We start from the raw sequence: 17,278 nt of genomic DNA, 5'->3' as shown, positions 1-17,278 counted from the left end.
GCGAGCCAACGAATAGCGTGATCCACGAGCGGAGCGGGGTCCGCGCATTCTCTGCCCCATTTCCTAGCCCGTTGGTCCCGGGAGCGTGAACCGCGTGCCGTCGAAGAACAGCCGTACCGTCGGAGCGGAGCGCGGCCCAAGGCGCCGGGTCGGCTCCCCCGACGCCTCGACCTCCCAGGCCACGCCGAGCGCGGTGGCCGCCGCCAACAGCGCCGCGTCGAGGTCCGCCCGGGACGGCGCACCCCACCGGAGTACCAGCCACAGCCGTTGCTCCGGCGTCAGCTCCAGCTCGGCCACCTCCAACGAGCCGCCGAGCAGGACGGCCTGGGCCTCCTGTCCGGCGGTCAACTCGACGCCCACGGCTCGCAGGTCAGTGATCGACGCCTGCCCCGGAGTCGATCCGACGCCGCCCGCACGCACGTCAGCGCCCACCCCGGCGTCGCCGCCCCGCTCCAGCGCGTCCAGGAGCGCCCGGGCGAACAGGTCGGCCGTGACGGCGGAAGAGGGTGTCGTCGCGGGTGTCGCGGGCGGGAGTGTCGTGGCGGGCGCCGTGGGGGCGGGCGCCGGCACGGGCGCCTTGGGGGTGGGAGGCGGTGCCTGCGCGGGTGCCGTGGGCGCGGCGGTCGGCGGGGGCTGGGGCGGGGCGGGGGCTGGGGGTGGCGGGGCGGCCGTCTTGAGCTGGTCCGGCACGACCTCGACGCCCAGTCGCGCGCTGAACAGGCTCGCCACGTTCGCCAGCCAGCCCGCCGCCGTCGCCGCGTCCAACCCAGGGCGCACCGCGTCGCTCATGTAGCGCCCGGACTTGTCGTTGACCGTCCACCGCCCCAGGTCGGCGTTCCACCGGAACTCGCCCGACACCCGACTCGCCCCCGACAGCGTCCGGCCGTCGGCGTCGAACTCCGTCGCGACGCCCGTGTGGCCGAGCCCGGTCAGACTCGCGCGCAGGGACTCGGCCGTCAGCTCGGGGTCCTTCGCCCGCATTCCCGCCAGCAACGCCTCGAACTGCTCGTCCGGGATGATCGCGGCCGGCTCCTCACTGCCCAGCAACACCCGCCCCTCACCCGTCACGGTGTAGAGCCACACCGCGTCCTTGGCGTCGGTGACCAGCAGTGCCGGGGGGATGCCATCCAGTGGCACCCACAGCGGGTTCAGCCGGATGTCACCGCTCCCGCCGTCGTCGCGTTCCTCGGGTTTGACTCGCTTGGGCGGTACCGGGTCGCCGAAGGCGCGCAGGTCGCGCGGGTCGGCGGAGCTGCCGGCGTAGTGGTTCAGGCCGCTGTGGTGTACCTCGATGACGCGGGGCGCGGTGGCGCGCCCCCGCCGTGCCGTGTCCTGGACCCGCCCGTTGCGCGCGATCTCGATCCGCGCGTCGAGGGCGTACGCCAGCAGCTCCGGGAGCACCTCGCCGTACGCGGGCATCCCCCGCTGCCCCCAGTTCTCGACCGCTTCCAGGGCGTCCGCCAGCTCCGTGGGGTCCAGCGGCGCCCGGCTCGCGGCGTACCGCCCGGTCAGCTCGGCGAGCAGCTCCGCGTCCGCGCGCCCGGCCAGTTCCGCGTCCGTCGCGCCGTGGTGGCGGAGCAGGTCGCGCAGCGCGGGGGCGTCCAGCGTGGCCGCCCGGTCCGCGAAGTGCCCGGCCGTCGCGGCACGAAGCTGTGCGATGGCCCGCGGGGACGGCCGGCCGCCACTGGCCCGCAACCGGTCGGCGACGAGAGTACGCAGCGCGGCGACGGCGGAGGCGGCGGCAGCGGTCGAGATCGTCGGGGCGCCCTCGGGGTCGGGAGGCTGCGCGGCCAGGGCTGTGAGGTCCGCGCGGACGGTGGCGGGGTCGGCGAGCCAGGCGTACGCGTCCGGGTGGGTCGTGGCCAGGCCGGGAAGGCTGGCGCGCACGTGTTCCGGGTCGCTGGCCAACAGGGCGTAGAGCAGGCGTTCCCCGGGGCCCGGCACCGGCACCGGTCGCCCCCGTGCCGGTGTGCTGCCCAACGGGTGCCCCGGCCGCTTGTCCCGGTCCGGGTCGGGCTTGTCGCGGTCCGAACCAGGCCCGCCCCGGTCCCGTTCGGGCTTCTCCCGGTCCGGGTCGGGCTCCTCGTGCCCGCTCTCCTTCGCCCGCGTACGGTCCGGGTCGGCGGGCTCCGAGCCGGTGAGGTCCGGTCCGGTGCGGCTCCGCGCGATGTCCCCGGGCGCGTCCGAGCGCGTGCCGGCCGGGACGGCCGGGGCCGTGGGCGGCGTGGGGGCCGTCGAGGTGGGGGCGGCGTTGCCGGCGGCGGACGTGAGCGGGGTGGACGTCCCGCCCCTGACCACGGGGTGCGCCGGCGGCATGGCACGGGTGGGGGACGCGGCGGCCGGCGCGTGGAGCGCGGTCGCGGGCGGCTTCGGCGGCCCGCTCGACGACGGTGTCTTCGCCGTCCCCTCGACGGACTTCCCGGTCGACTTCTCGGCGGGCGTCCCGGTCGACGTCGTGGCCACGGGCGGCGTGGCGGGTGGCGGGGGCGGCGGCGCGGCCGGGGGGTCGCTCTTCGCCCGGGGGGCGGGCGGGGCCGGTGGGAGGGGCGGCAGCGGGGGCGGGTCGCTGTCCAGGGGCCGCGCGAACCGGAAGCGCCAGTCGCTGAGGTCGAGCACGAGATGGGGGCGCGGCCCCGGCGTCTCGTCCAGCAACTCCCGCAGTCGCGCGGCGCCGGGCCGCTCTCCGGTCCCGAAGCGCTGGAAGCGGCCGTCGGCCCCGACCACGGTGATGTCCGCGCCGAAGGTTCTGGCGGCCAGCAGGGGCAGCAGGTCGGCCGCCGCGTGGTTCCAACCGCGCTCGCCGGGCGCGTCACCGGGCCGGGTGAGCTGGGCGAATCCGAGCCTGGCCCGGGTGGCGGCGTCCGGCGTCACGGAGTGCGGCACCAGCCCGCCCAGCGCGTCGAACTCCCGGCGCGCGGCGGAGGCCGCGACACCCGCGCGGGGCGGCCCACCGGGGCCGTCCAGGTCGAGGCCGGCGCCCGTGGCCTCCGCGTCGGTGAAGGTGTCCGTCACGTCCGGCGCGAGGGCCTCCAGGAGGTCCACGTTGGCCGGCTGAGTGAGCTGGGTCGCCAACAGGGAGCGCAGCCGTGCCACGGCGACCGGCCGGTCGGTGCGGTCCACGCCCGCCTCGGCGAGCGCCCCGGGCGCGAGGTGGGCCAGCCCTTCGGTGAGCGCGTGGAAGAAGCCGTCACCGTCGGGGGGCGTCCCCGTGTCCGGTGGTAGCGCGTAGCGGGTGCGGCCGGACGGCGAGGCCAGCAGTGTCCCGCCGGGCCCGGTGGTCCGGGTGTAGGCGCGCGGGGCGGCGGCCGGGGCCCGCGCGGGCGCGGCCGGGGCCGTGAACGTGACGGCGGGCGGCTCGGCCAGGTCACCCAGGCGGGCGCGGCCCTCCTCGGTCGCCGCCTCCTGGTGCCAGCGGGTGAGCTGGTCCGCCCCGGCCCGTACGTCGTGGAAAGCGGTCGCCGCGTCCTCGGCCGCCCGGCGCAGCGTGGCGAGTTCGGCGCGCAGCCCCTCGTACGCGGCGTGGGCCCGGTCGGCGCGGCCGGTGGCCCGGGTGAGCCGCAGCGTGGCGTCGGCCTCGGCGTGCAGCGATGGGGCCGCCGCCGTGTCCGCCGCCGTCTTGGCCTCGCGCGCGGCGGCGACCCGGGCGGCGGCGGCCTGGGCCAGGGTCGCGGCGGCGCGCTCGGCGGCGGTCAGCGCGGCGCGGGCGGCGGCGACCTGGTCCCGCAGGAGTTCGGCCCAACCGTCGTGGGCGACCTCGCCCGGGTCCATCCCGTCGAGGGCGTCCAGCGCCTCGCGCGCGGCCCGCGCCTCCCGCCGCCCGGCCGCCAGGTCCGCCCGCTCCTCGGCCAGGGCGCGCGTCACGGCCTCGTCGGCCGAGGCGACGGCGGCGCGCTCGACCGTCGCGGGCGGTGCCAGGGCGCGAAGGTCCGCGCGAGCCTCCTCCAGGGCCCTGTCGGCGGCGTCCAGTTCGGTGAAGAGGGGTCCGGCCTGGCGGCGACGCGTGAGGTAGGCGACGTCGGCCGCGACCCATGCCTTGCCGGCCTTGCCCACGGCGTCCCAGGCCGCGCCCGCGACGGCGGGGAAGTTCCGGTCGGTGATCAGGCCGAGGTCCCGGGCCACGTCGTCGCGTATCCAGGTCAGGGCGTAGGTCTGCGACAGCGCGGCCCCGGGGCCCGGCCGGACGTGGCCGAAGGTGCCCGCGGCGGTCCTGGCGGACACCTTCAGGGGGCTGCGGTGGACGTGAGCGACGCTGATCCAGGTGGTGGGGACGGCGAACAGGAACACCCGGCCGGTCTTCGGCTTGACGTTGAGCGAGGTGACCTGGTCGGCGGCGGCCGGGACGCCCCCGCCGTCGCCGGCGTAGGGGCCGGTGCCGGCCAGGCCGAACTGGTTGAGGCCGGTCTGGGGGGAGCTGATCCACAGGCCGGCGCCCAGGGCCGAGTCCTGGATGTCCTCCTGGCCGACCGCGGTGCCCACGGCCTGGCCAAAGCGGTGGAGGACCTCCATCTTCATGCCGTCGGCGACCGTCAGCAGCAGGGCCTGGCTGAAGTCGGGGCGCGCGTGCAGGTCGAGTTGGGCGGTGTGGCTACCGACCGGGCCGCGCTCGGTCGTCGCGGGCAGCCGGTAGGCGTCGGGCGTCACGGCCTGGTGGTATCCGGCCGCCAGCCCCGACTCGCTCGTGCCGTCCTCGATGACCTGCGCGGAGCCGGCGCCCACCCGGGTGAGGGTGGTGTTCTGGGCCCGGTTCAGGTCGCTGACGGCGATCTCCTGACCGGGGGTGGCCGAGCGGCCGAACGTGCCGTCGGCCGTCGCGATGGCGAACTGGCTGGCGGCCAGCACGTGTTCGTAGCCGACCATGCCCCGGACGTCGTAGCCGCCGGCGGGAAAGGTGAAGGGGCGCGGGGAGCCGTCGGCGTGGCGTACGTCGGGTCCCAGGTCGCGGGGGCCGAGGCCGGTCCGTGGCGGGGTGAGGTCCGTCAGCCGGGGCGGCGCGAGCCGGGGGTCCACGGCGGGCGCGCCGGGGCCGGGTTCCGGGCGCATGAGGCTCAGCGGGATCTCCTCGTACTGCGTGCCCGCGTCCTCCTCCACGGTCAGCCTCAGCCTGCCGGTGAACCGGTCGCGGCGGCCGGTCGCCCGCCGGGGCGGCGTGCCCTCGTCCGAGCCCTGGGGGGCGGGTGCGGTGGTGGCCGGCCGGTCGTCCATCTCCAGGGTGATCCGCAGCCGGTAGGGGGTGGCGGTCCTGGCGTAGGGCTCGGTGGTCGCCGTTCGGTAGACCGTCTGGGTGGTGAGCGAGTGGCTGGCCGCGACGGTCTTGCGGCTGCCCCCGCTCTCGGTCCAGGTGGGGCCCGCGGCGGCGGCGCGCGGGTCGCCGGTGCGCACCCCCTCGCTGACCAGGTAGCCGACATCGCGGCCCCGGACGGACTCCGCGCCCTCCTGCACGGTCTCGGTCAGGCTACGGTCCTCCTCCAGCTCCGTGCTGTGGTCCAGCATCTCCACCGTGGGCGTGCCGGGGACGAGTTGGACCCGCACCCGCACGTGGCGGGTACCGATGTGCACGTACCGCCAGCCCCAGCCCCGGGTCCGCACCGGTGCCGAGGTCCCGGCGCCCGCCATGGCCTTGCCGAAGGAGCGCTGGACGCGGGAGGTGACCAGGGTGCGGACCAGTTCGCGCCCCGTGGCGTCCAGGTCGAGCGTGGCGACCTGCTCCTGGAAGGCGGCCAGGGCCGCGGTCGCGTCGAGCGCGTTGACGGGGTACGTGCCGAAGCTGAAGCCCCGCAGCCAGGGTTGTGGCGACCAGGGTGTGTCGGTGTAGGTGGGGACCCCACCCAGGCCGTCGTCGATGATCCCGAGTTGGTAGGCGTTCTTCTCCGGCACGTGCGCCAGCCAGCCGCCGGGCACCCGCGTCATCTGGCCGGCGGCGCCGGCCAGGAACCGGGGTACCAGGGCACGGCCCGCCGCGCCCTCGCCGAGCAGGCTCGACGCCAGCGCCATCCAGTGCTCGACCGTGCCGGTGACCAGCACCTGACGGCCGAACCCCTTGCGGTTGAGGTCGGCGGCCACGACCTTGACGACGGCCTTGCTCTGGGAGGCGGCCGTGGACCAGGGGTTGGCGACCAGGCCGTAGCTGCCCAGCAGGCCGGGCCCCGCCCCGTGCGAGCGGGCGTAGACCAACTGACCGCCGAGGCTGAAGGTGTGGGTTCTGCTGAGCTTGCCGGACGTCTGGCCGGTGCCGCCGAGGATCATCTCGGAGTCCATCGGCACCGCCGGGGTCAGCGCCTGGATGTCGTCCACGACCGTCAGATGGCGGAAGGTGGCCCACAGGGGCCGCCCCGGGCCCTTGCCCATCAGCCCGCTGGCGCTCCAGCCGAGCGGGCCCGAGGTCTGGTCGAAGTTGGCCGTCGCGTACTGCGGTTGCAGGGCGCGCAACACCGCTTCCCGAGTGGGCGCGCCCTCCTCGGTGAGCTGCCAGGCGCCGCCGGAGGCGGTCCGCAGCAGCTCGCCCAGGCTGGCCAGCAGGGCGGGTGGCACGAGCACGTCGACGGTGTGGAAGGGATGGTTGAGCAGGTCGCGGAAGAGTCGCGAGCCGCGCTCGGCGGGCGGGGTCGGGGTGGAGGAGGTGCCCGTGGGGCCGTGCGGGGCGGACATCGCCGCCCCGTCGGTCGCCTCGGACACGTCGGTGACGTCGACCACCTCGGTGACGGCGGTCGTCTCGGTGGCGGCGGTGGTGCGGGGTGCCCCGGTTGCCGCCGGAGTCGCGAGGTCCTCGGTACGGACGAGGCGGCCGGGCCGGGAGAGGTCACCGATGGCCAGGGCGCGGGCCCGCCGTGGGACCAGGGCCCGGGTGGACAGCGGGTCGCCCAGCGCGCGGTAGGGGTTGGTCGCCCCCGGCGCGTGCGGGTCGCGGGAGGGCGCGTGGGCCGCGGGGATGCTCAGGAGCACCTGCCCCGTGCGGGGGCCGCCGCGCACGGGGCGCCCGTCGACACCCAGCCCGACCAGCACGTCCTCGGGCTGGCTGAAGACGAAGGGCTGCGTGCCGAGCAGGCCCAGGGTCGCCGTGCCACGCACCAGGCCACGGAAGCGCCAGTAGCCGCCACGGGTGACCGTCAGGGCCAGGTCGTAGCGGTAGAGGTGGGAGGGGCCGGTACTCACCGCGATCGGCTCGGTGCCGACGGCGCCGCCGAACCCGCTCTCGCGGTCCGACTGCCGCCCCCAGCGCGCGCCGACCGCGAAGGTGCCCGCGTTGTGGGGGGCGCCCAGGTCACCGACCGCGGGGTCGCGGATGGCGAACTGGCCGTCGACGCCGCCGTCCGCGACGCGCTTGGCGCCCTTCTGCCCGTCGACCCGTTCGGTGCCCACGGTGCTGAAGCGCAGCTTGACGTCCTTCTGGGTGCCCACGAAGCGCCGGTTGGTCAGCTCGCCGCGCACCCGGATGTAGCGGTGCCCCTGACCGATCCGGCCGGGCTCGGTCAGCCGCACCCGGACGCCCGTCGTCGTCAGGGCCTGCAGACCGCCGCCCGCCAGGTACTGGTAGGAGAGCGTGTTGAGTACTTCGAGAGTGTTGGCCAGGGCCGTCTGGTACGCGGCGTCGTCGCGCCAGCGCGGGGCCCTCGGGCGGTCGAGCGAGAGCGGGCCGGACGGGGTGAACAGGTCCCTGGCCCGGTCGCGCAGGCTGGATGGCGCCGGCGGGGTCAGCTCGCTCAGCGGCGCGACCAGCCCCGGGTACTCCGCCGCGACGGCCTCCAGCACATCGTCGACGAAGGTGTCCAGGAAGGTGGGGGCGGGACCGCCGGCGATGCCACGGGTACGCCGGCCGTCGTCGAAGGTGACCTCCTCCAACCGGTGCATACCGAGGGTGGGCGGGCGGTGCTGGGTCAGATAGGCGGGCGCGAACGGCTCGGGCGCCCCGTGGCGCAGCGCCATCGTCGTCGCGTCGTCCCACCCGGCCAGCCGGCGCGCCTCGGCGCGGGTGATCCGCTCCAGGCTCCAGGTGGGGAACCGCTGGCGTGGCACGCCGCTGCCCACCCGCCCCACGTACACGGTGCGGGTGACCAGGTAGAGGCCGGTGGGGTCGCCCTTGATCTGCCCCGCCGACTTCATCGCGCCCGAGCCGCCGAGCCCGACCGAACGCGAGACGGAGAACAGGTAGCGGAAGGCGGGGCCGAACTGGGCCCGCAGGTTGATCGCCGGGTCGCCCAGGTCGAAGAAGTTGAACGCGGGTCCGACGACGCCGTCGATGCCCAGCGCCGCCGTCCTGGCCAGGCTGCGCTCGTTGCGTACGGCGGAGACGTTGATGTCCCGCACCTCGGCGTCGGACGTCTCCCCGATGAGGATCGCCTGGCCGGGCAGGACGTCGACCACGAACGCGCCCAGCGGCCGGCGCTGCTTGTCATCGCTGAACAGGGGCGCGGTGGTGACCCGGCCGCTGCTCAGGGCCCGGCCCAGGCGCTGGAAGCTCCCGGAGGAGAAGAACGCGTCGAGCTCGCGGTAGGCGGTGCTGTCGGGGGCCGCGCCGAGCTGGCCGGCCGCCCAGTCGCGGATCGGCTCCACCGACCCGGCGTCCTCGGTGCGCGCGAGCCGGGGGGCCGCGTCGCGGTCCAGGGTGATGTGCCGGGGAATGCGGCCGGGCTCGCGGTGGGCCGTGGCGTGGTCCGCGAGGCGTACCCGCAACCCGTTGCGCACGGCGAAGCCGAAGACGGCGGCGGCGGGTGGCGTGGTCACTCCCGGGGCCCGCCGGCGCGGCACGGTCTGCCCGTCCGCGTCGCTGACGCGCAGTTCGACGTACACATCGTCCAGGTGGGTGTGCGAGCCGTCGAGCGCGCGGGTCTCCGTCTGGTTGCTGCTCTGGTCGCTCTGGTTGTACCCGACCTTGGTGGTGAAGGCCGCTCGCAGGCCGACGCGGCCGAAGGCGCTGACGCCCGCCGCGCCCACCGGGCCCAGCGGGCCGGAGAAGCCGACCTGGAAGACGGACTGCATGACCTTGCTCTGCCCCGTGGTGCTGCCGGCCCGGTCCATGGCGTCCACCTTGGCCGGGGAGCCGTGCGCGTCGGCGAAGCGCCGCCACTGGCCGTACTGCCGGGCCGTGACCCACAGCAGCCTGCTCTCGCCGCGCTCGGTCAGGTACGCGAACGGCCGGCCCGTGCTGACGGTGAAGCCGCGCGGCTCGTGGTGCAACGCCCATGTCACGGCAGCGATGAGGCCCGTGGGGGGCAGGGGGACGCGCGGGGTGCTCCCGCGCTGGCCGAGCCCCTCCCGACGGAGCACCGTATCGATCTCGTGCACCACCTGGTCCACGCCCCGCAGCGTGACGTCGGCGTGTCCGAAGGCGGTGGAGCTGCTGAGCAGCTGAGCCACCACCTGGGGAGGAAGGTCACGCAACTGGCCCAGCAGTGCCGGGAGTTCGTCGATGTAGGCGGGCATGCGACTGCCGTCCGCGAACTCCGCCGACGCCCGGGGCCCGGCCGGCGGCGGGGTGGCGTGGCGGTCCAGGGTCGGCGGATGCGTGACGTCGAGAGTGGCGCCGGTCCATCGGGTCGTACCGACCGCGCGCCTGCCGTCGTTCGTGCCCCCGTCCCGGCCACCGGCCCCACCGTCGGTCGTGCCGCCCACGCGGGTGATGCCGGTCTGGCCGCTGGTCTGCCCGGTCGTGCTGGTCTGGCCGGCGGTGCTGGTCTGGCTGGTGGTCTGCCGGGGTGTGGTGGTCTCGCCGGTCTGGCCGGTGGTCTGCGGCTTCGCCGACCGTGGCGCCTTCGCGGGGGGTTGGCGCCGGTCGGTCGTCTCCGACGTCGTCCGTGTGGTCTCGGCCGGGTCCGGGGCGGGCCGCGGGGTGGCCGTCCTCGTCCGGGAGGCCGGGACGGGGGGCGGGGTGGCCGGGGGTGGCTCCACCCGCGTGGTGGTCGGGGTGTCGGGCCGCTGGGGCGGGGTGCCGGTGGGCCTGGTCGGCAGGGGCGCTCGCGCTTCGGCGCCGGGCTGCCCGCCGACGGTCGTCAGCGGCGTGGCGGGGCGGACGGCCGGAGCCGGGTCGAGGTCCGGGGTCGTGGCGTTCCGGGCGTCGGGCCCCCGGGCGCCCCCGGGCCTGCCGGGCGCGATCTCGCCGATGTGCGCCGCGAGCAGCCGCAGGTGCCGATCGCGTAGTCCGCCCCGGGTCAGGCCCTCGGGCGCGGCACCATGGTAGTTCCCGAGCAGGCTGCCCTGGATGTCGGGGCGGTGCGGCGCGTACGCGTCGGGTGACTCGTCGCGCAGCCCGAGTTGGTGCGCGATCTCGTGGACGTAGTCGATGGGGCCGGCGTCGGCCCACCAGGCCGTCCGGGTCATCGGCTGGTCCCGCTCGACGAACCGCACGTTCAGGGCCAACGGGTGCGGATCGCTGTCCACCTGCTCCACGGTCACGTGCAGCAGGTCGCCGTTGGGCAGCCGGTGACCGGGCGCGTTCAGCAGTTCCGCGACCCCGCCACGTACCGCGTCCCACACGCCCGGCGGCAGCGGGCGCCCCCCGGTGGCCACCTTGACCGTCAGGTCGGTGACCCACCGCCCCTCGTACGAGAGCCGGCGCGCCTCGAACTTCGACCGGACCACGAACCGCGTGTCACGTTCGGGGTGTTGGGGGTCGGGTGGGGTGGAGACCGGGTCCACCCAGGTGTGCGAGCGGGTGACCGGTGTGACGCCGGCCCGCGCCGCCTGCCAGTCCGGCCCCGCCAGCACCGGGGGCCCGGCCCCCGCGTCCGGACGGGCGACCGGCGGCGTGTCGACACCGGAGGCCGGGTCGGGTCGCGTGTCGGACGCCGGGGAGTCCGGCCGCGTGTCCGCCCCGGCGAGGGCCGCAGGCCGTTGGTCGGTACCGGCGCCAACACCGGTGTCGGTGCCGACGTCGGAGACGACACCCGTGTCGGCGGTGACGGGGGTGCCCCCTGGCCTGGCTCCGGCTCCGGGCCTGGTGCGCGTGTCGGGGGTGGCCGCCGGGTCGGGCGTGACCCCGGCCTCCGGGAGGTCCCGGGTATCGGGCGCGGCTGTGGGGTCCGTGGCGTTCGCCGTGTCGGGCAGGGCGCGCGGCGTGTCCGTCTCGGTGCGCTGGGGGGTGGGGGCCCCGGGCCGCGCGGCGGGCTGCGCGGTGTGGGCCGGGCCGCCGCCGGCCTGCGGCTGGGTGCCGGCGGGGGCGCCGGGGCCGGTGCCCACGGGCATCTCGCCTTCCGCGTCGGCCGGGCTGGGCCGGCCCGCGCCCGGCGTGTGGCCGGTGGCCTCGCCCGCCGGGTCGGCCAGAGACGCGTTCGGCTGGTGGGGCGGAGTGCCCGCGAGGCCGTCATCGGTCACCGCGTCGTCGGTGAGCAGGTCGTCGGTGAGCGCGGTGTCCTCCTCCGGCAGGTCGTCGGCGCTCGCCTCCGGCAGGCCGTCCACGGGCGTACGCGAGGTGGTCGGCGCTACGGCGGCGGGGCCGCCCGGCGGGGAGGAGTGCGCGGGGCCGGACACGCTCGCCGGTGGCGAGGACGGCGAGGAGAGAGGCAAGGAGCCCGGCAGGGGGGAGGACGTCAGCGGGCCCGGCAGGGTGGACGTCGCGGGGTCGGGCAGCGACGCGGGCAGCGGGCTGACCGTGGGTGGGCTCACCACGCCGGGGGCGAGCGCGTGCGGTGGGAGCGCCTGGGGTGATGGGGCGGTCGAGCGCGGGACGGGGGTGGTCAGCGGCGTCTGGGGCGCGGGAGGCGTCGACGTGCCTGCCGGTGGGGGCGAGGTGGTGCCAGGTGTCGGCGCGCCCGTGGTGGTCGGCCGGGTCGGTGTGGGCACGCCGCCGGGCAGCGGCGGTCCCTGCGTCACGGGCGCGGTGAGCGGCGGCGGCGCGGACAGCGGGGGCGGCGCGGACACCGGCGGCGGGGTCACGGACGGCGTGGTCGTCGGCGTGGTGGCGTCGACGTCCTGCGGCGGCGGTGCCACCGGTGGCGGGGTGGGCACCGGCGGCAGGGGGCGCGGGCCGGGGCCGCTGGTGGTGGGCACGGGGCCCGGCCCGCCGGTCAGCCCCCGGTCGCCGCCGCTGTCGGGCGGGGGAAGGGTGTTGAGGTCGGTGAACGTGTTCGGGTTCGTGAACCACTTGCTGTTCAACCAGGTGCCAAGTCCCCCGACGCCACGCTCGGCGTACATGCCGAAGATGCCGCTGGTTCCCGCGCCGACCAGCGTCTCCCACTTGAATTCCCACTTGCCGTCGAACAACCCGCCCACGAGTACCTCGGCGACGGATTCGCTGACGCCCGAAATCAGGAACACCGCGGGCACGTTGTAGAGGTCGTTCAGGGACTTCCCCAGGAAGGGGTTGTTCTTGAGGAAGGTGTCGAAGTCGCCGAAGCCGTTCTTGAGCCAGTTGCGGAAGATGTTGGACAGCCCGCCGAGACCGCTGGCGAACAGTCCGGTGAGCGCGCCGAACGCCGCCGCCTTGCCGACGTCGCCCCAGTCGATGCCGGGGGGCTTACGGCCGGGCGGGTTGAAGGCGATCTGCGCGAGCTTGACGGCGAGGGTCTGGAACGCCTCCTCGAACGCCTCGCTGAGGGTGGGCGCGACGTGCGTCATCCGCAGCAGGCGGTCGATGACGATGAGGATCGCCAACCGGCTTCTGGCCCTGGCCAGGGCCATCTGCGACAGGGAGGTGCCTCCGGTGAACACCGCCAGCGCCGCCAGGATCGCCAGCTCGATGAGGAGCATGACGATCTCGGCGATGATCTCCCACTTCGCCTCCTGGATCTTCATCGAGTAGTCGATCTGGCCGTTGGCCATGTCGTCGAGCTGGTCGACCAGTTGCTGGAGGTGGTTGACCCCGCCGTCGTCCGTCAGCAGCGTCAGGCCCTTGACGTAGCGCTCGCCCACCGCGGGCGGCAGCGTGCTGCCCGCCTCCTGGATGGAGTGCTGAATGGCGTCCCGCAGTTCGAGGACGCGTTTGCCCAGTCCGAGGTAGAGGTCGCGGCTTTCCCACGCCAGGTTCTCCCGGGCCTGCAAGGGCATTTCGCCGAGCAGGATCCAGAGCATCTTCCTGACGTCCTCGGGAAAATTGATCTCCTGCACTCAGCGTTTCCCGCCACCGGTGCCGCCCACCGCGTCGTCCGTGCGCCGCTGGTGGCTTTGGATACGCTCCAACGTGTCGCTCTGGGTGCCCTCGATGTTGTGGAGATTGGCCAACGTCGCCGACACCAGGGCGTCCAGAGCCTGGTGGAGCGCACCGGTGATCCTGACGCAGTAGGCGTTGTTCTCCTCGTACCGGGGCCGGACCTCGTGCGCGAAGTCGTCCGTCCAGCCGGGCCATTCGGTGTAGTCGTTCTCGTTCTCGTTGAAGTCCGTGCCCAGCTTCCTGGCCAGGACCGGGAGCTGCTTCATTCCCTCGATGCTGCGCCGCAGCGCTGCCGGATTCGCCTCGTAGACACCGCTCATCTCTGGTGCCGTCCTCTCCCCCGGTGCGGGCCCTCGTCCGTGTCCTCGTGGATCTCGTCGCGGAGGCGGTCGCTCGCGGAGCGGTGGCCGCCCGCCCCGTCGTCGCCGCTGAGCGCGGAGCCGAAGATCCGCTGCCAGTCGACGTCGATGCCACCGAACTCCGGTACGTCACCGCTCGGGCGGGTCAGCGGCGCGAACGTCTCCATCACCCGGTGCGCCATCTGCGCGCGGCCCTGGTTCGCGGCCTCCAGGACCGAGGCGGCCAACTGCGTGGCGTTCATCGACCGGTACCTGCCGTCCAGGAACGTCAGCCCCACCAGCTCCCCGCTCGGGCCGACGGTGACCTCCACCGCGCGGTCGCGGGAGCGCACGGTGAGCGAGGCGTGTCGCAGTTCGTCCTCCGCCCGCTGGGCCGCGGCGCGTACGGCGTCCAGCTCGGCCATGGCCTGGGCCAGCCGCCGCTCCATCGGCTCGCCGGGGCCCGGCGTCGCCGCCGTCGGGCTCATCGGCCGATCACGGCGGGCGCCCCACCCTCGTCGGTGCCCCACACGTCCTCGTCCTCCTCCACCCAGGCGTCCCGCGCGCGGTCCCCGCTCTGGGTCTGGGGGTGCCCGGAGCCGCCGGGACCCGCCGACGGCAGGTAGGGCGTGCCGCCGGTGGTGCTGGTCCTGGGCCGGCCAGCCCCACCCTCGTCGTAGCGTCGCCCGGAGCCGGGCGCGCCCGGCCCGCCACGGGCGTGACGGCTGAGCCCCCGGTCGCCGTCGATCACGTTGCGGACCCGCTCGGAGGCGGACTGGCCGCCACCGCCCTGCCCCGCGCCACCCATCGGCATGCCACCCATGGGCATGCCACCCATCGGCGCACCGCCGCCGGGCGCACCGCCCCCGCTGCCCGGGAGCGTCCCGGTGTTGAGAGGGATGCCGCCGTCCGTGGTGCGCGCGTCCGGTCCGCCGCCGGTGCTGGCGCTCGCCAGGGCGCGGTCGTACGGGGACTCGTACGGCGCGGCGTCGTACAGCTCCTCCTCGTAGGACGGCGCTCCGTAGGGCGGGGTGGAGGAGCCGGAGCCAGGTCGGGAGTCCGGGCCGCCGGGGTTGAGCTGGCCCGTGCTGGTCGTGCCGTCCGGGTGCGTGTACGTGGTGCGCCCGGTCTCCGGGTCGAGTACGGAGCGGCTGCCGTCGGGGTAGTCGGTGACCACCCTGCCGTCCGGGTCCAGGCGCGAGGTGCTGCCGTCGGGGTTGGGCAGGGTGTCGCCGCTGTTCAGCGGGCCGGAGACGGGAGTGCCGTCGGGGCGGGTGACCGTCGCGGTGTGGGTGTCGGGGTCGATGGTGGTGCGGGTGCCGTCGGGGTAGTCGGTGACCACCCTGCCGTGCGAGTCCACGTGGGAGACGCCGGCGTCCGGGGCGAACGGGCCGTCGCTGGGCACCACGGGGCCGGTGATGGTCCGTGGGGTCAGCGAGGACAGGTCGTCGTTGAGGATGCCCTCCCGTTCGTGCCGGTAGGTCTCCTCCACCTCCTTCCGTCGGGTCTCCTGCTCGGCCCGCGACTCCTCCTGACGTTGCTGGGCCTCCTGCTCCCGCTCCTCCTGCTTGGCCCGCTGCTCCTGTTCCTTCCGCTCCTGTTTGGCTTCCTGCTCGGCCTGCTTGGCCTCCTGCTCGCCCCGCAGCTCCTCCTGACGCTGAAGAGCCTCCTTCTCCTTCTGCTCCTGTTTGGCTTCCTGCTCGGCCTGCTTGGCCTCCTGCTCGCCCCGCAGCTCCTCCTGACGCTGAAGGACCTCCTTCTCCTTCTGTTCCTGCTTGGCCTCCTGTTCCTGTTCCTTCTGCTCCTGCCTGGCCTCCTGCTCGGCCTGCTTGCGTTCCTGTTCCTTCTGCTGCTCGGCCTGCTTCCGCTCCTGCTCGGCCTCCTTCGCGGCCTGTTTGGCCTCCTGCTCCTTCTCCTTCTGCTCCTGTTCCTTCTTCGCGCGTTCCTGCTCGGCCTTTGCCTGGTTGATCTGCGTAATCTGCAACTGCTCTTGTCGTGCCCGCTCGGCCTCCTGCTTCTGTTCGGCCTCGCGCTGCTTGCCTTCCTGCTCCTTCTCCTTCTGCTCCTGCTTGGCTTCCTGTTCCTGCCGCTGCTGTTCCTGCTTGGCTTCCTGCTCGGCTTGCTTGGCCTCCTGCTTCGCCTGGTGTTCGGCCTGCTTCTGCTCCTGCTCGGCTTCCTTCGCGGCCTGTTTGGCCTCCTGTTCCTTCTCTTTCTGTTCCTGCTTGGCCTCCTGCTCGGCCTGCTTGGCCTCCTGTTCCTTCTCCTTGGCCTCCTGTTCGGCCTTGGCCTGCTTCTCCTTCTCGGCCTGCTCGCGGTCCCGTCGGGCCTGCTCCTCCTTGGCCTGTCGGTCGCGCCGGGCCTGTTCCTCCTTGGCCTCGCGCTCCTTGCGTTCGGCCTCCGCCTTGGCTTCGCGCTCCTTACGCTCGGCCTCGGCCTTGGCCTCCCGCTCCTTCCGCTCGGCCTCCGCCTTCGCGGCGGCGGCTGCCGCGGCGGCGGCAGCGGCCTGCTCCTTCTGCCACTTGATGAAGTCGGCGTTGGCCTTGGCCGCGTCCGCCGCCGCCTTGTCGGCGGTCTCCTTGGCCACGTCGGCCTCGTCCTTGGCGTTCGCCCCGGCCAGGTCGCCGTCCCCGCGCGACCTGATCGTGCCCAGGTCGAAGACCTGCGAGCCCCAACTGTTACCGATGATCCGCAGCGCCTCGTCCGCCGGCTTGACGAGGTGGTCGATGACGGACCGCTGCCAGTCCACGATCGCCCGCTCGCCGACCGCCTTCCAGGTGGACAGCTCCTTCAGGGGGCCGTAGTCGTGGGGCTTGCCCAGCTCGTGGGCCTTCTCGCTGAAGTGCTCCAGGGTGTGGTAGGTGGTGTAGTAGCTCGTGTACGCGCCGACACCGGACGAGTTCGTCTTGTACGTGATCTTCCTGATGTTGTTCTGCCACACGTGGTCGGTGATGCGTGACAGCAGGTCATGGAGCCACCGCAGGGGGTTGCCCATCTCCAGTTCCCACGTCATCCAGTGCCGGTGCAGGGTGACCACGGCGTCCCGGAAGTCCGTCTTGGCCTGCCGGATCTCGTCACCCTGCCGGGACCTGAGGGTGCCCTTGGGGCGCATGTCCTTGGCGTAGCCGTCGTACCGCTTGCCGAGCGTGTGGATCAGCTGCCAGAAGACGCCGGCCGCCTGGCCCCGCCAGGCGGCGTTCTTCTCGATGCCCACCCGACGCTGCCATTCCGCCAGTTCGTCCTTGCGGTTGACGAAGAACTGGGCGACCCGGTCGAAGGCGTCGGCGGCGGTGTCGAAGGAGGCCAGCGAGACGGCCTGGTCGTTGGAGACGTCCTTGCCGTTCCACGCGAAGCCGTGCGTGCCGGTCTTCTGGTAGAGCAGCGCTTCCAGTGCCCGGCCGGTGCCGTACGCGTACTGCGTCAGGGGCTCGGTGGTCCAGGTCGCCTTGTCCCCGCTCAGCCCGAGGTGTTTCTCGTACTGGCTCTTGAACTCCCCGCCCTCGACCACGCCACCGGCGGGCGGGCCGTCGTTGCTCTTGTTGCCCAGCAGGGTGAACCGCGCCTTGTACATCGACACCTGTGAGCCCGTGCCGCCGCCGTCGCCCGTGGTGTAGAAGGGGATGACGAAGTCGGTGTTCTCGATGCGCCAACCGGCGTTCTCGACCATCCAGTTGAGGTCGTCCACGTCCACGTAGGTGACCGACTTCTGCTTGGTCACCTCCACCTTCATCTGGGGGATGCCGTCGTTGCCCGTCAGGTTCTGGAAGAGGGTGTCCCGCTTGGGGGCGTCGTAGCCGGTGAAGAGCTTGACGGCCGTCTGCCACGAGTCGTTGGCGGCGGTGAGGTGATCCGGTGCGTCCGCCAT

Annotated in this window: 4 protein-coding genes; all 4 read right to left on the bottom strand. The window is 74.4% G+C overall.

Going from position 1 to position 17,278, the window contains the following annotated elements:
• Window positions 1-63 precede the first annotated feature (63 nt).
• Genes ACFVFR_RS07990 through ACFVFR_RS07975 form a run of 4 tightly spaced genes read right to left on the bottom strand, consistent with a single transcriptional unit; the run spans window position 64 to window position 17,278 of the window.
• Window positions 64-13,035, bottom strand: a complete 12,972-nt coding sequence (locus ACFVFR_RS07990) for a hypothetical protein (protein WP_383698835.1) — start codon at window positions 13,033-13,035, stop codon at window positions 64-66.
• Complete coding sequence (locus ACFVFR_RS07985) at window positions 13,036-13,398, bottom strand: hypothetical protein (RefSeq protein ID WP_383698834.1); 363 nt, start codon at window positions 13,396-13,398, stop codon at window positions 13,036-13,038. It lies immediately after the preceding gene.
• The gene (locus tag ACFVFR_RS07980; RefSeq protein ID WP_383698833.1) at window positions 13,395-13,904 is read right to left on the bottom strand and encodes a YbaB/EbfC family nucleoid-associated protein; all 510 of its coding nucleotides are present in this window, start codon (window positions 13,902-13,904) and stop codon (window positions 13,395-13,397) included. Before ACFVFR_RS07980 ends, ACFVFR_RS07985 begins: the two co-directional genes overlap by 4 nt.
• Window positions 13,901-17,278, bottom strand: coding sequence for an AAWKG family protein (locus ACFVFR_RS07975; protein WP_383698832.1), 3,378 nt, complete (start codon window positions 17,276-17,278; stop codon window positions 13,901-13,903). Before ACFVFR_RS07975 ends, ACFVFR_RS07980 begins: the two co-directional genes overlap by 4 nt.

Source organism: Streptomyces sp. NPDC057702, from assembly GCF_042799315.1.
Taxonomy (GTDB): domain Bacteria; phylum Actinomycetota; class Actinomycetes; order Streptomycetales; family Streptomycetaceae; genus Streptomyces.
The sequence above is the reverse complement of the archived record's forward strand: the minus strand, read 5'-3'. Positions and strand labels throughout refer to the sequence as shown.